Origin of the sequence: Bacillus sp. FSL K6-1560 (assembly GCF_038592935.1) — a bacterium.
In the GTDB taxonomy this organism is placed as follows: domain Bacteria; phylum Bacillota; class Bacilli; order Bacillales; family Bacillaceae; genus Bacillus; species Bacillus subtilis.
Genome location: NZ_CP151946.1, coordinates 2,630,255 through 2,644,563, shown reverse-complemented (window position 1 = coordinate 2,644,563; position 14,309 = coordinate 2,630,255). Strand labels below are relative to the sequence as shown.

11 protein-coding genes are annotated in these 14,309 nt (G+C 43.8%); all 11 read left to right on the top strand.

Going from position 1 to position 14,309, the window contains the following annotated elements; all coding sequences use genetic code 11:
* The first annotated feature begins 40 nt into the window (after positions 1-40).
* The 11 genes from bshC (at position 41) to murG (ending at position 14,296) form a co-directional block, all read left to right on the top strand.
* On the top strand, positions 41-1,660 hold the full coding sequence (gene bshC / locus NYE22_RS14100) for a bacillithiol biosynthesis cysteine-adding enzyme BshC (protein ID WP_342411923.1): 1,620 nt from the start codon (positions 41-43) through the stop codon (positions 1,658-1,660).
* A gap of 125 nt (positions 1,661-1,785) precedes the next feature.
* Positions 1,786-2,217 carry a division/cell wall cluster transcriptional repressor MraZ gene (gene mraZ / locus NYE22_RS14095; protein ID WP_003221402.1) on the top strand — a complete coding sequence of 144 codons (432 nt, stop codon included), beginning with the start codon at positions 1,786-1,788 and terminating at the stop codon, positions 2,215-2,217.
* Between the two features lie 69 nt (positions 2,218-2,286).
* Complete coding sequence (gene rsmH / locus NYE22_RS14090) at positions 2,287-3,222, top strand: 16S rRNA (cytosine(1402)-N(4))-methyltransferase RsmH (RefSeq protein WP_014479723.1); 936 nt, start codon at positions 2,287-2,289, stop codon at positions 3,220-3,222.
* A gap of 39 nt (positions 3,223-3,261) precedes the next feature.
* The gene (gene ftsL / locus NYE22_RS14085) at positions 3,262-3,615 is read left to right on the top strand and encodes a cell division protein FtsL (protein WP_003232200.1); all 354 of its coding nucleotides are present in this window, start codon (positions 3,262-3,264) and stop codon (positions 3,613-3,615) included.
* Positions 3,612-5,765 carry a penicillin-binding protein 2B gene (pbpB, locus tag NYE22_RS14080; protein WP_342411922.1) on the top strand — a complete coding sequence of 718 codons (2,154 nt, stop codon included), beginning with the start codon at positions 3,612-3,614 and terminating at the stop codon, positions 5,763-5,765. The genes ftsL and pbpB overlap by 4 nt, the downstream gene beginning before the upstream one ends.
* A gap of 115 nt (positions 5,766-5,880) precedes the next feature.
* Complete coding sequence (locus tag NYE22_RS14075; RefSeq protein WP_003245048.1) at positions 5,881-7,821, top strand: stage V sporulation protein D; 1,941 nt, start codon at positions 5,881-5,883, stop codon at positions 7,819-7,821.
* Between the two features lie 175 nt (positions 7,822-7,996).
* A complete protein-coding gene (locus NYE22_RS14070; RefSeq protein WP_342411921.1) occupies positions 7,997-9,481 on the top strand; it encodes a UDP-N-acetylmuramoyl-L-alanyl-D-glutamate--2,6-diaminopimelate ligase in 1,485 nt (494 codons plus the stop codon).
* 111 nt (positions 9,482-9,592) lie between these two features.
* Positions 9,593-10,567: a phospho-N-acetylmuramoyl-pentapeptide-transferase gene (gene mraY, locus NYE22_RS14065; RefSeq protein ID WP_072175964.1), complete on the top strand. Its 975-nt coding sequence runs from the start codon at positions 9,593-9,595 to the stop codon at positions 10,565-10,567.
* Complete coding sequence (gene murD, locus NYE22_RS14060) at positions 10,568-11,923, top strand: UDP-N-acetylmuramoyl-L-alanine--D-glutamate ligase (protein ID WP_253136623.1); 1,356 nt, start codon at positions 10,568-10,570, stop codon at positions 11,921-11,923.
* Positions 11,924-11,983: 60 nt separating this feature from the next.
* Positions 11,984-13,084: a stage V sporulation protein E gene (gene spoVE / locus NYE22_RS14055; protein ID WP_003244810.1), complete on the top strand. Its 1,101-nt coding sequence runs from the start codon at positions 11,984-11,986 to the stop codon at positions 13,082-13,084.
* A 120-nt stretch (positions 13,085-13,204) separates the two neighbouring features.
* Complete coding sequence (gene murG, locus NYE22_RS14050; RefSeq protein WP_014479726.1) at positions 13,205-14,296, top strand: undecaprenyldiphospho-muramoylpentapeptide beta-N-acetylglucosaminyltransferase; 1,092 nt, start codon at positions 13,205-13,207, stop codon at positions 14,294-14,296.
* Positions 14,297-14,309 lie beyond the last annotated feature (13 nt).

Below are 14,309 nucleotides of genomic sequence, written 5' to 3'. Positions count from 1 at the left end.
GGATCACTAACTATTTATTGGAGAAAGGAAGTTCTAGAAGATGCAGCTAACTGAACTTTCCATCAAAAATCAGAATGTGTTTGTACAGCACTATATAGATGGCAAAGAAGAAATGTCTTCTTTTTTTGATTACAGTATTCATCATAAGGACATGTGGCGCGAAAGACTGGAAGACTTATCTTCCCGGTTTTTCGCAAGAGAGGAATTGGCGGCGTACTTAACCTCTTACCATAATAAATTCGGTTCAAGTGCGATGCAGTCTGCTATTGAGAAGCTGAAGGACCCGTCAAGTGCAGCTGTAGTCGGCGGACAGCAGGCAGGACTTTTAACAGGACCGCTTTACACCATACATAAAATCATTTCAATCATTGTTTTAGCAAAGCAACAAGAAAAGGAACTGCAAGTGCCTGTCATACCAATCTTCTGGGTGGCTGGAGAAGACCACGATTTGGATGAGATTAATTTTGTTCACACATCTGAAGAGAATGGGCCTGTGAAAAAAAAGCTGCCTCAGTCTTATTGGAAGAAATCATCAGCAGCGAATACATCGCTTGATCAGGAAAAGTGTGCCGCGTGGATAGATGATGTTTTTGCCGCTTTTGAAGAAACAGACCATACGAATACACTTCTCGACAATGTGAAACGATGTTTAAGGGAATCTGTTACGTTTACTGACTTCTTTGAACTGCTGATCGCGGATTTGTTCCAAGAAGAGGGCTTAGTTTTATTAAATTCTGGAGATCCGGGGATTAAAAAGCTGGAAACTGCCATGTTCCAAAAGATTCTTCGAGAAAATGATGAACTCGCCCGGGCTATATCAGATCAGCAGGCCTTCATGCGTCAAGCAGGCTACAAACCGATTATCGAGTCCGGAAAAGAGCAGGCGAATCTGTTTTATGAATACGAAGAAGAGCGTTTTTTAATTGAAAAAGATAACGGCCGATTTGTCATCAAAGAGCTTGATCTAGGATGGACGATGGATGAACTTCATACACATATGGAAGAACATCCAGAGCGTTTCAGCAACAATGTTGTAACGAGGCCGTTAATGCAGGAATTTCTCATTCCGACTTTAGCATTTATTGCAGGGCCTGGAGAAATCAATTATTGGGGCGAGCTCAAACAGGCTTTTGCGGTGATGGGCTTTAAAATGCCTCCTGTCATGCCAAGGCTGAACATTACGATACTTGAGCGGCATATTGAGAAAAAACTGGTTGAACGGAATATCTCATTACAAGACGCGATTGAGCGCGGAACGGAGAATCAAAGAGAGACATACTTCGAGCGCCAGATTCCGGAAGAGTTTACGGCGGTGATGGATCAGGCGAAAAGCCAAATTGAAGCGATTCACAAAACGGTCCGGCAGGAGGCGTTAAAGGTTGATCAAAGCATGGAACCTTTACTCCTGAAAAATGCCGCTTTTATTCAGGATCAGCTTCAATTCTTAGAGCGCACGGTGACGAAGCGAATTGAAGAAAAAGAAGGCTACGTTTTGAAGGATTATGAAAGAATTCAAAATAGCATTAAGCCGCTTCTTGCGCCGCAAGAACGGATTTGGAATATCATGTATTATTTGAACAGGTATGGTCCAAAATTCTTCACAACATTCAAGAATCTGCCATTTTCTTTTCAAAATCAACATCAAGTTGTCAAACTTTGAAATAAAGTTTTAAAGAACCCTGAATAGTTCAGGGTTTTTTTTTATGGGTAAACAGTGTAAAATGAAGTTGTGGAGCGAAGTGGTGAATAGTGGTGAGTTAAGGAGAGAAAGTGGGGCAAGAGATCATGTTTATGGGTGAATATCAGCATACCATCGATGCGAAAGGCCGCATGATCGTACCCGCTAAATTTAGAGAAGGCCTAGGTGAGCAATTTGTGCTGACTAGAGGACTTGACCAATGTCTCTTCGGCTACCCTATGCACGAATGGAAACAAATTGAAGAAAAACTAAAAGCTCTTCCTCTCACAAAGAAAGATGCCCGCGCGTTTACCCGTTTCTTCTTTTCAGGGGCGACTGAATGCGAACTGGACAAGCAAGGCAGGGTAAATATCGCATCATCTCTATTGAATTACGCCAAACTGGAAAAAGAATGTGTTGTTATCGGGGTTTCTAATCGAATTGAATTGTGGAGTAAAGTAATTTGGGAACAATACACAGAAGAGCAAGAAGATTCATTTGCTGAAATTGCTGAAAACATGATTGGGTTTGATATATAATGATTCTTCGTGTATAACACTCTAAAAACAATTTCAATTCATCCTGATAAAAGGTGGGACCAACACAATATGTTTCAACACAAGACAGTACTTCTTCGTGAAACCGTAGACGGACTTAATATTAAACCAGACGGTACATATGTAGACTGCACACTCGGCGGAGCTGGGCATAGTACATACTTATTGCAGCAGTTATCCGAGAAGGGGCGTTTAATCGCTTTTGACCAAGATGATACGGCATTACAGCATGCTAAAGAAGTGTTGTCCGATTATAAAGGACAGCTCATTCTGATTAAAAGCAATTTCAGGTATTTAAAAGAATGTTTGAATGAACAAGGCATTACAGAAGTAGACGGCATTTTATTTGATTTAGGGGTGTCCTCTCCGCAGCTGGATACACCGGAGCGCGGATTCAGTTACCATCATGACGCACCGTTGGACATGAGGATGGACCAGTCGGCTACGCTTTCGGCGAAAGAAGTCGTTAATGAGTGGCGCTATGAGGATCTCGTCCGTATTTTCTTTAAATACGGAGAAGAGAAGTTCAGTAAACAGATCGCCAGAAAAATTGAGGAGGCAAGAATGAAGTCTCCTATTCAAACTACGGGCCAACTGGTCGATCTAATAAAAGACGCGATTCCCGCTCCAGCGAGAAGGAGCGGCGGACATCCCGCTAAACGCGTGTTTCAGGCAATCAGAATTGCCGTAAACGATGAACTTAGGGTGTTTGAAGAAGCTTTGGAGCAGGCAATTGAGGTTCTGAAGCCAGGGGGCAGGGTATCAGTCATTACCTTCCACTCGCTAGAAGACAGAATTTGCAAAACCACTTTTAAAGAAAAGTCGTCGCTTCCGGAACTTCCTCCGGGGCTTCCTGTTATACCGGAAGAGTTTGAACCGGAGCTGAAGCTCATCACACGAAAACCGATTACGGCATCTCAAGAAGAGCTTGAAGAGAACAACCGGGCTCGTTCTGCCAAGCTTCGGATTGCTGAAAAAAGAAAATAACGAAACGCGAACGCAAAATTAAAAGGAGGTCATCAGCCTATGAGCAATTTAGCTTACCAACCAGAGAAACAGCAGCGGCATGCGATCAGTCCTGAGAAAAAAGTGATTGTCAAGAAAAGGGCTTCCATTACTCTCGGAGAAAAAGTGCTTCTTGTCCTCTTTGCTGCGGCGGTGCTCAGCGTATCGCTTTTGATCGTATCGAAGGCGTATGCGGCATATCAAACCAATATTGAGGTGCAAAAGCTTGAGGAGCAAATTTCATCCGAAAATAAGCAAATTGGTGACCTCGAAAAAAGCGTTGCTGATTTAAGCAAACCGCAGCGCATTATGGACATTGCGAAAAAGAACGGCTTGAATTTAAAAGATAAAAAAGTGAAAAACATACAGGAATGATTCAAATGCCAAAAAAGAATAAATTTATGAATAGAGGAGCAGCGATTCTAAGTATTTGTTTCGCTCTCTTTTTCTTTGTCATCCTGGGGAGAATGGCATATATTCAAATAACCGGAAAAGCGAACGGCGAAGTGCTTGCGACAAAAGCGACAGAGCAGCATGAAAAGAAACGGACCATCGAAGCGAGCCGCGGCTCAATTTTAGACCGAAAAGGAAAAGTCATTGCAGAGGACACAGCGACGTATAAACTGATTGCGATTCTCGATAAAAAAATGACCACTGATGTCAAGCATCCTCAGCATGTTGTAAACAAAGAAAAAACAGCGGAAGCATTGTCTAAAGTGATAAACTTGGACAAGGCCGACATCCTTGATATCTTAAATAAGGAGGATGCAAAACAAGTCGAGTTTGGCTCAGCTGGCCGGGATATTACGTATTCGCAAAAGCAAAAAATCGAAAAGCTGAAACTCCCGGGCATTTCATTTTTACGGGATACAAAACGCTATTATCCAAACGGGGTTTTTGCATCCAATTTAATCGGCTATGCTGAGGTTGATCAAGACACAAATGAAATTTCCGGCGCGATGGGGTTAGAAAAAGTGCTGGATAAGTATTTGAAGGAGCGGGACGGATATGTGACATATGAAAGCGACAAATCCGGCTGGGAGCTCCCGAACAGCAAAAATAAAATTACAGCGCCAAAAAATGGTGACAATGTATATTTAACCATTGACCAGAAAATTCAAACCTTTTTGGAAGACAGTATGACAAAAGTGGCGCAAAAGTATAATCCGAAAAAAATCATGGCCGCAGTCGTTGATCCGAAAACGGGCAAAGTCCTTGCCATGGGACAGCGCCCAAGCTTTGATCCGAACAAGCGCGATGTGACAAACTACTATAATGATTTGATTTCATATGCGTATGAGCCCGGATCAACTATGAAGATCTTTACACTCGCTGCTGCGATGCAGGAAAACGTGTTTAATGCGAACGAACAATATAAGTCAGGAACATTTGAAGTTGGCGGAGCACCTGTTAGGGATCATAATAACGGTGTAGGCTGGGGTCCGACAACCTATCATGACGGCGTCCTAAGGTCGTCGAATGTCGCTTTTGCGAAACTGGCGAAAGAAAAGCTGGGATATGACCGCCTCAATCAATATTTGCACAAGTTCAATTTTTACCAGAAAACAGGTATTGATTTGCCAGGAGAAGTCTCCAGTAAAATCAACTTTAAATATGAATTTGATAAGGCGTCAACTGCATACGGCCAAGCGTCTGCGGTCACACCAATTCAGCAGCTTCAGGCCGCGACGGCAATTGCGAATGACGGCAAAATGATGAAGCCTTATGTCATTGACCATATCGTTGATCCTGATAAAGATAAAACTATTTATCAAAATAAGCCGGAATCAGCCGGAACTCCGATTTCTGCAAGCACTGCGAAAAAGGTGCGGGATATATTGGGAGAAGTCGTTACATCGAAGATCGGAACAGGACAAGCTTATAAAATCGAAGGTTTTGATGTTGCCGGGAAAACAGGTACTGCGCAAATAGCCGGTAAAGGCGGATATTTAGACGGCACAGATAACTATATCTTTTCATTTATGGGTATGGCACCAAAAGATGATCCTGAGCTTTTAATTTATGTTGCTGTACAGCAGCCGCAGCTAAAAGCAGGACAGAACAGTTCAGAACCAGTTTCTGAAATCTTCAACCCAACAATGAAAAACAGCCTGCACTACCTGAACATTGAACCAACTGAAAAATCTGACTCAGATAAGGAAGAAACAAAAGCGCAGACAATGCCTGATTTAACAGATCAAACGGTAGCTGCTGCTCAAAAGAAAGCAAAAGAGGAGAATCTCACACCAATTGTCATCGGCAGTGATGTCGCTGTAAAAGAACAGTATCCGAAAGCGGATGAGGAAGTTCTCACCAATCAAAAGGTCTTCCTGAAAACGGGCGGCAAAATCAAAATGCCTGATATGACTGGCTGGTCGAGAAGAGAGGTTCTTCAGTACGGTGAGCTCGCGGGAATTCATATTGAAGTAAACGGGCAAGGCTACGCTGTCAGCCAAAGTGTTAAGAAAGACAAAGAAATCAAAGACAAAACCGTAATCAAGGTTAAGTTTAAAAATCCTGATTAAAAAGAAAGCCTGCGTTATACAGGCTTTCTTTTTTATGCCTTCAGAGGAGCATCGTTCTACCTGTCCAATTTCAGGCATAAAATGAAACAAGCCTAAATAAGGAGTGAACGGTCTCTTGCGCGTCTCGAATGTAACGGTTAGAAAACGTTTATTATTTGTTTTGCTTTTTGGCGTGATCGTGTTTCTGATCATTGATACAAGGCTGGGGTATGTTCAGTTTGTGATGGGCGAAAAACTGACTTCGCTGGCGAAAGATTCCTGGAGCCGGAACTTGCCGTTTGAGCCGGAGAGAGGCGAGATACTGGATCGGAATGGTGTGAAGCTCGCAACAAACAAAAGTGCGCCGACCGTATTCGTCGTGCCGCGCCAAGTTCAGAATCCGATGAAAACGAGCAAGCAGCTTGCGGCGGTGCTCAATATGTCAGAAGAAAAAGTATATAAACATGTGACAAAAAAAGCGTCAATCGAAAAGATCACTCCTGAAGGGAGAAAAATTTCAAATGAGAAGGCAAAGGAAATTAAAGCGCTTGATTTAAAAGGTGTGTATGTTGCGGAGGACAGTATCCGTCATTATCCGTTCGGCAGCTTTTTATCTCATGTGCTTGGATTTGCAGGAATTGACAACCAAGGACTCCTTGGACTTGAAGCCTATTACGACGATGATTTAAAAGGGGAAAAAGGTTCTGTTAAGTTTTATACAGATGCCAAGGGGAAGAAGATGCCTGATGAAGCGGATGACTATACGCCGCCTAAGGATGGGCTTGATATGAAGCTGACGGTTGATTCAAAGGTTCAGACGATAATGGAAAGAGAGCTTGATAACGCTGAGGCCAAATATCATCCGGACGGCATGATTGCCGTAGCCATGAATCCGAAAAACGGAGAAATTTTGGGGATGTCTAGCAGGCCTGACTTCGACCCTGCTGATTACCAATCTGTTGATCCGTCCGTCTACAATCGAAATCTGCCAGTATGGAGCACGTATGAACCGGGATCTACCTTTAAAATTATTACACTTGCAGCAGCCCTTGAAGAGCAAAAAGTAAATTTGAAACGGGATCAATTTTATGATAAAGGGCATGCGGAAGTGGACGGAGCGAGACTGCGGTGCTGGAAAAGAGGCGGGCACGGGCTGCAGACGTATCTGGAAGTTGTGCAAAACTCCTGCAACCCGGGGTTTGTTGAATTAGGCGAGCGCTTAGGAAAGGAAAAGCTTTTCAAATATATCAAAGACTTTGGTTTTGGACAAAAAACGGGGATTGATCTCCAAGGCGAGGGAACCGGCATCTTATTTCCGCTTGAGAGAGTGGGCCCGGTGGAGCAAGCAACTACGGCTTTCGGACAGGGAGTATCCGTCACGCCGATTCAGCAGGTCGCAGCAGTATCCGCCGCTGTAAACGGAGGAACGCTCTACACACCTTATATTGCAAAGGAATGGATCGATCCTGTTACGAAGAAAACGGTCAAAAAACAATCACCAATCGCAAAGAAACAAGTCATTTCTGAGGAAACATCCAAACAAATCCGCTATGCTCTAGAAAGCGTCGTCGCAGAAGGCACCGGCCGCAATGCATTTGTAGAAGGATATCGTGTCGGAGGAAAAACAGGAACGGCACAAAAGGTTAAAGATGGAAAATACCTTGAGAACAACCATATTGTATCATTTATTGGTTTCGCGCCCGCCGATGATCCGAGTCTAGTCGTCTACGTTGCAGTGGATAACCCGAAAGGCACGATTCAGTTTGGCGGAACGGTGGCAGCGCCTATTGTCGGAAATATTATGAGAGACAGTCTGCCGGAACTTGGTGTGAAGCCCCGGAAAAATCAAATCGAGAAAAAATACCAATGGAACGACACAAAAACAATAGAAGTTCCGAATGTTGTAGGGATGTCTGTCTCAGATCTTGAGTCACTATTGGTGAATCTCAATGTGGATGCTTCCGGGAAAGGGAGCAAAATCGTTAAACAATCGCCAGCTGCCGGAACGAAAGTAAAAGAAGGCTCAAAGATACGCGTGTATTTGACTGAAGAAGATGAAAAGGAGGCAGCCGATTGATTCGGGCTGCCTATTCTTTTATTGCAGAAAAAATGCTGATATCTTTCAAGATTAGCTGGATGTATCCTTTTATTTACGCTAAAATATGAACTGTATGCTTAAAATCATTACCACATCATTTGATGTGACTTCAATGATAAAAAGAACGAATTAGAATGTTGAGAGGTTTGATACGATGAAACTTACAAAGCTGCTTACATACTTAACAACCGAACCTTCTGTAAACGACTCACAAGACCCTGAAATAACTTCAATTGAGATGGACTCCAGGGAAGTAAAGAAAGGGAGTCTTTTTGTATGTGTAAAAGGGTATACGGTGGATGGCCACGATTTTGCGCAAAAAGCAGTAGAAAACGGTGCAGCGGCTATTGTGGCAGAAAGAGAGGTCGATGTGAATGTTCCTGTTATTATTGTCCGGCAGTCACTTCGCGCGCTCAGCGTTTTGTCTGATGCGTTTTACGGACAGCCGACGAAGAAGCTTCAGCTGATTGGGATAACAGGGACAAACGGCAAAACATCAACGACCCACATGGTCGATGAGATTCTGAAAAAAGCGGGAAAACGCACAGGCTTGATCGGTACAATGTACATGAAAATCGGAGACGAAACACTTCCTGTTAAAAACACGACTCCGGAAAGCGTAACGCTGCAGAAAACGTTTAAGAAAATGAATGACAAGCACGTTGACACTGCAATCATGGAAGTTTCTTCCCACGCTTTGTCTTTAGGACGCGTCCATGGCTGTGATTATGATATTGCCGTGTTTACGAATTTAACACAGGACCATCTGGACTATCATAAAACGATGGATGAGTACCGGCATGCAAAAAGCTTGCTCTTTTCCCAACTTGGCGGGGCTTTCAACCATGAACATCCAAAGCGTGCCGTCCTGAATGCTGACGATGAGGCGAGCGCTTATTTTGAAAAGGTAACAGCTGCGCATATCTCTACATACGGAATTAAAAACGATGCTGATGTGATGGCGAAGAACATCAGTATCACTGCACAGGGCACAAGCTTTGATCTCGTGACAAACAAAGGCACGAAGCACATCACGATGTCTCTCGTCGGACAATTTAATGTGTATAACGTGCTGGCCGCTGTTGCGACATGTATTGCAGCAGGCATACCGTTTGAAATCATCACTGAGGCTGTTGAAGAATTGCATGGTGTAAGAGGCCGTTTTGAATTGGTCAATCAGCAGCAGGAGTTTCCTGTCATTGTAGACTACGCGCACACACCGGACAGCCTTGAAAATGTGCTGGAGACATGCAGAGATATGACGGAAGGAAAGCTATTTGTCGTTGTCGGCTGCGGAGGAGACAGAGATAAGACGAAGCGCCCGAAAATGGCTAAAATTGCTGTGGAGCTGGCTGACGAGCCGATTTTCACGTCAGATAACCCGAGAAGCGAAGATCCTCGCGCGATTTTAAGAGATATGGAAGCCGGAGTAGAGAACGCATACTATCACAGTATTGCAAACCGCGAGCAGGCGATCTTTTTCGCAATTGCCAATGCCAAAAAAGGCGACGTTGTCCTCATTGCCGGAAAAGGACATGAAACCTATCAGCAGATCGGAAATGAAACTTTCGATTTTGATGATACTGAAGTAGCGGCGAGAGCCATTGTTGAACTCAATAAGAATAAGACGAATTCATAGGAAAGAGATGTTACTGAATAATGGAGCTTGAAAAGATTTTTCATATGGAAAAAAATCATGAATATGATAACTACGTATGTCGTTTGAAAGAAACAGGAGGAGAAAAGGACAATGCTTGAGCAAGTCATTCTGTTTACAATTTTAATGGGGTTTTTAATTAGTGTTCTGCTCTCTCCGATTCTTATTCCGTTTTTAAGAAGATTAAAATTCGGCCAGAGTATTAGAGAAGAAGGACCGAAATCACATCAGAAAAAATCAGGGACACCGACAATGGGCGGGGTCATGATCATACTTTCTATCATAGTGACAACAATTGTGATGACACAGAAGTTTTCAGAAATAAGCCCCGAAATGGTGCTGCTTCTGTTTGTTACGCTAGGCTACGGTTTGCTTGGCTTTTTAGATGATTACATCAAGGTTGTCATGAAGCGCAATCTTGGATTGACATCAAAGCAAAAGCTGATCGGACAAATTATTATTGCAGTTGTATTTTACGCCGTGTATCATTACTACAATTTTGCGACGGATATTCGCATCCCTGGAACTGACTTATCATTTGATCTTGGCTGGGCTTACTTTATCCTTGTGCTCTTTATGCTTGTCGGCGGATCAAACGCAGTTAACCTGACTGACGGCCTTGACGGGTTATTATCCGGTACTGCGGCGATTGCCTTTGGCGCCTTTGCCATTCTGGCATGGAATCAGTCTCAATATGACGTAGCGATTTTCTCAGTTGCCGTTGTCGGTGCAGTTCTGGGCTTCCTTGTATTTAATGCTCATCCGGCCAAAGTTTTTATGGGAGATACGGGATCGCTTGCATTGGGAGGAGCCATCGTTACCATTGCCATTTTAACGAAATTAGAGATCCTGCTGGTTATCATCGGCGGTGTATTCGTTATCGAGACATTATCCGTTATTTTGCAGGTCATCAGCTTTAAAACGACAGGTAAACGAATCTTTAAAATGAGTCCGCTTCATCACCATTATGAGCTTGTCGGCTGGTCTGAATGGAGAGTAGTCGTGACGTTTTGGACTGCGGGACTTTTGCTTGCCGTTTTAGGAATTTACATCGAGGTGTGGTTATAAGTGGAAAATGATCAATTTTTACAGAAACAGCATTTTTTAATTCTTGGGCTTGCGAAAAGCGGATATGCGGCGGCCTCCATTCTTCATGAAAAAGGCATTTATGTTGCAGTCAATGACCAAAAGCCTTTTGAAGAAAATGAACCGGCACAAAAGCTTTCTGAAAAAGGAATCGAAGTTGTTTGCGGAGAGCATCCAGTTTCTCTGTTCGATCAGCATCAAATCACGATTCTGATCAAAAACCCGGGAATTCCTTATGAAAATATTATGGTTCAGGAAGCGGAGAAACGAGGCATTCCGGTTTGGACGGAAATTGAGCTCGCTTACTACCTGACCAGCGCCAAGTTTATCGGGATTACCGGATCGAACGGTAAAACGACCACGACAACGCTAATTTACGAAATGCTCAAAGCTGACTCGCAAAAAGCACTGATTGCCGGAAACATCGGCACAGTCGCAAGTGAGGTTGCCTATCATGCTGATGGAGATGAATGGATCGTTACTGAACTGTCTTCGTTTCAGCTGATGGGAACACACGCTTTCAGACCGGAAATCAGCCTGATTTTAAATGTATTTGACGCCCATCTGGATTATCACCATACGCGCGAAAACTATGAAAAAGCGAAACAGAAAGTATACCTTCATCAGACTGCTTCAGATAAAGCCATTGTCAACCAGGATGATGAAACCGTCGTGCGTCTTGCTGAAGCCGGAAAAGCCGAAATCGTCCCGTTTTCAGTCAGCAAAACGCTTGAACAGGGCGCATATGTAAAAGACAGTATGATTATGTTTAACTGCGAAGCCATTCTTCCTCTGGAAGAGGTTGTACTGCCCGGTGCTCATAACCTGGAGAACATTTTAGCAGCTATTGCAGTTGTGAAAACGGCAGGAGCTTCCAATGAGGCGGTTAAAAAGGTGCTGACAAGCTTTACTGGTGTGAAGCACCGCCTCCAATATGTCACAACTGTGAATGGCCGCAAATTTTATAACGACAGTAAAGCAACAAACATTCTGGCGACAAGCAAGGCGCTTTCAGCTTTTGATAAGCCGGTCATTCTGCTTGCGGGCGGACTGGATCGCGGAAATGGTTTTGATGACTTGAAACCTTATATGAAGCATGTCAAAGCAGTGCTTACATTTGGCCAGACGGCGCCAAAACTTGAGAAACTCGGCAATGAACTGGGAATACAACATGTCAAACGTGTCGATAATGTTGAACAAGCAGTATCTGCGGCGTTTGCGCTCTCAAATGAAGGAGATGTCATCCTGCTGTCACCCGCGTGTGCGAGCTGGGATCAATTCAAAACATTTGAAGAACGCGGTGACATGTTTATAGATGCCGTGCATATGCTTAAGTAAGGGCTTGTCTTGAAGTAAATCGGCAGCCCTAATGACTTTAAGCTTGGGGTGTCGATTGCTTTGACTACTAAAAAAACATCGCCTGATTTGTTATTGGTCATCATTACGTTATTATTATTAACAATCGGATTAATTATGGTGTACAGTGCGAGTGCGGTATGGGCGGATTATAAATTTGACGACTCATTCTTTTTCGCGAAACGGCAGCTTTTGTTTGCGGGAATCGGCGTCATTGCTATGTTTTTTATCATGAATGTCGATTATTGGACTTGGAGGACATGGTCCAAATTGCTGATGGTTATCTGCTTTTTCCTTCTGGTGCTTGTTTTGATACCGGGCGTCGGAATGGTGCGGAACGGTTCAAGAAGCTGGATCGGAGTCGGAGCATTCAGCATACAGCCTTCAGAGTTTATGAAGCTTGCGATGATTGCATTCCTTGCTAAATTTCTCTCTGAAAAACAAAAAAACATCACATCGTTCAGACGGGGGTTCGTCCCCGCACTTGGCATCGTGTTTTCAGCATTTTTGATTATCATGTGCCAGCCTGACCTCGGAACGGGGACAGTAATGGTCGGAACTTGTATTGTCATGATTTTTGTAGCCGGCGCGCGGATTGCCCATTTCGTCTTTCTCGGGCTGATCGGCCTCAGTGGATTTGTTGGGCTCGTATTATCGGCTCCATATCGAATTAAGCGGATTACCTCATACTTAAATCCATGGGAAGATCCGCTCGGAAGCGGATTTCAGATCATTCAATCGCTTTATGCAGTGGGGCCCGGCGGGTTGTTCGGAATGGGGCTTGGACAAAGCAGACAGAAGTTCTTTTATCTGCCTGAGCCGCAAACAGACTTTATTTTCGCCATCTTGTCAGAGGAGCTGGGCTTTATCGGGGGAACACTTATTTTGCTCCTCTTCAGCGTCCTGCTGTGGAGAGGAATCAGAATTGCGCTTGGTGCGCCTGATCTGTACGGAAGCTTTGTCGCAGTCGGCATTATTTCAATGATTGCCATTCAAGTCATGATCAATATCGGCGTAGTCACGGGCCTGATTCCTGTAACAGGCATCACGCTCCCGTTTCTGAGCTACGGAGGCTCTTCATTGACTCTAATGCTGATGGCAGTTGGTGTGCTGCTGAATGTAAGCCGCTACTCGAGGTATTAACGAATGTATGTCCAAGCTTCCTGTCTAACATGAAGCTTGGAAACAATTGATGCGATAACCCTGTCCAACAAAACAGGGTTATCGTTATGTTATAGAGAAACTTAGACTGGGGGAAAAGAAATGCGAATTGCAATAAGCGGAGGCGGTACAGGGGGACATATTTATCCTGCGCTTGCTTTTATTAAAGAAGTGCAAAGACGTCATCCTAATGTGGAATTTTTATATATCGGAACAGAAAACGGGCTGGAGAAAAAAATTGTTGAGCGGGAGAATATACCGTTTCGTTCAATTGAAATTACAGGATTTAAAAGAAAATTGTCATTTGAAAATGTCAAGACTGTGATGCGTTTTCTGAAGGGCGTCAAAAAGAGTAAATCGTATTTAGCGGAATTTAAGCCCGATGCCGTAATTGGAACGGGCGGTTATGTATGCGGGCCGGTTGTCTATGCCGCTGCGAAAATGGGAATTCCGACTATTGTCCATGAACAAAACAGCCTGCCGGGCATCACGAATAAGTTTCTTTCAAAATATGTTAATAAAGTAGCGATTTGTTTTGAAGAAGCGAAATCACATTTTCCTAGCGAGAAAGTTGTATTTACGGGAAACCCGCGAGCCTCTGAAGTCGTCTCAATAAAGACGGGACGATCAATGGCTGAATTTGGGCTTTCTGAAGAGAAAAAAACGGTCTTAATTTTCGGCGGAAGCCGAGGCGCTGCACCGATTAACCGCGCTGTCATTGATATGCAGGATGCGCTGAAAACAAGAGACTATCAAGTGCTGTATATCACCGGTGAAGTTCACTATGAAAAAGTAATGAATGAGCTGAAAAGCAAGGGTGCCGCTGATAATATGGTCACAAAGCCGTTTCTTCATCAAATGCCTGAGTATTTAAAGGCCATTGATGTCATTGTGGCCAGAGCCGGTGCGACAACGATTGCCGAAATTACTGCTCTCGGAATCCCAAGTGTTCTGATCCCGAGTCCATATGTGACAGCGAATCACCAGGAGGTCAATGCGAGATCTCTTGGCCAGCATGATGCGGCGATTGTACTGAAAGAAACAGAGCTCAGCGGGGAGAAGCTGATTGAAGCGCTAGACCGGATTGTACTGAATGAGCAAACGTTAAAGGAAATGAGCGAACGAACAAAGTCACTCGGTGTTCCTGACGCGGCTGCCCGTTTATACAGCGTACTCGAGGAATTAAAAAAATAGTAGAAAAGCAAAT